The 1041-nt window shown below is 66.5% G+C and carries 1 protein-coding gene; it reads left to right on the forward strand.

Features of this window, described 5'->3' with window-relative positions:
* Positions 1 to 166 precede the first annotated feature (166 nt).
* Positions 167 to 898 carry a dienelactone hydrolase family protein gene (locus AB0D67_RS39145; RefSeq protein WP_362947521.1) on the forward strand — a complete coding sequence of 244 codons (732 nt, stop codon included), beginning with the start codon at positions 167 to 169 and terminating at the stop codon, positions 896 to 898.
* The last annotated feature ends 143 nt before the right edge of the window (positions 899 to 1041 follow it).

The following is a 1041-nucleotide window of genomic DNA, read 5'->3' on the forward strand; positions in this document are numbered from 1 at the left end:
TTCTGCTGATATGTGCCGCAGTAGTTCTGGTGATATGTTCGGCATCGCCGTGTATGGCTGTGAACTGAGGAGGTGAGACCGATCAACGCTGTTATGGGTCGGGGCTCCCTCTCTCACATGGCCTAGGGAGCGCCCGCAGAAGGCATCCCGAAAGGCTTGGAACGCTTTGCGCTTCATTTCTCAGACGTCGTCGGACGGCGTCACCGAACGGCTGTTCAACCTCGGCGAGACCCCCGGCGTGCTGTGGACGCCGGAAGGCGCCGACGGGGCTCGTCCCCTGATCCTGATGGGTCACGGTGGCGGGCAGCACAAGAAGGCTCCGGGCATCGTGGCCCGCGCGCACCATTTCGTCGTCGAGGGCGGTTTCGCGGTGGCCGCGGTCGATGCGCCCAACCACGGCGACCGGCCGAAGACCGAGGGGTTCGCCCGGATCGCGGCCGAGTTGCGAGCCGGCATGGTGGCGGGTGAGGACACCACCGCGCAGTTCGTCGCCATGCACACGTTCCTGGCCGAACAGGCCGTCCCGGAATGGCAGGCGGTCCTGACCGCGCTTCAAGAGCTCGACTTCGTCGGCACCGGTCGGGTGGGCTACTGGGGCATGTCGATGGGCTGCGGGCTCGGCATCCCCTTCCTCGCCGCGGAACCCCGGATCCACGCGGCGGTTCTGGGCCTGCTCGGCGTACACGGGTTGGCCGATACCGCCGCCCGGGTCACCGTCCCGGTACGGTTCCTGCTCCAGTGGGATGACGACATGGTGCCGCGAGCCCAGGGTCTGGAGCTGTTCGACGCTCTGGCGTCGGCTGACAAGACGCTGCACGCCAACCCCGGAAAACACGGGGAGATCCCCGAGTTCGAGACCGGCAGTTCGCTGCGGTTCTTCACCCGGCATCTCGGTTAGGACCGCCACTTCGTGGCCCGCGACGCGCCGGTCGGGCTTCGTTCCCGACCGGCGCGTTCACATCAGGCCAGGCGTCTCTCAACGCGCGAAACTCCGGAAAGCATGGTGAGGGACGGTTCAAAGACCATGAGCGACCTGAAAGG

The organism is Streptosporangium sp. NPDC048047, assembly GCF_040653115.1.
In the GTDB taxonomy this organism is placed as follows: Bacteria; Actinomycetota; Actinomycetes; order Streptosporangiales; family Streptosporangiaceae; genus Streptosporangium.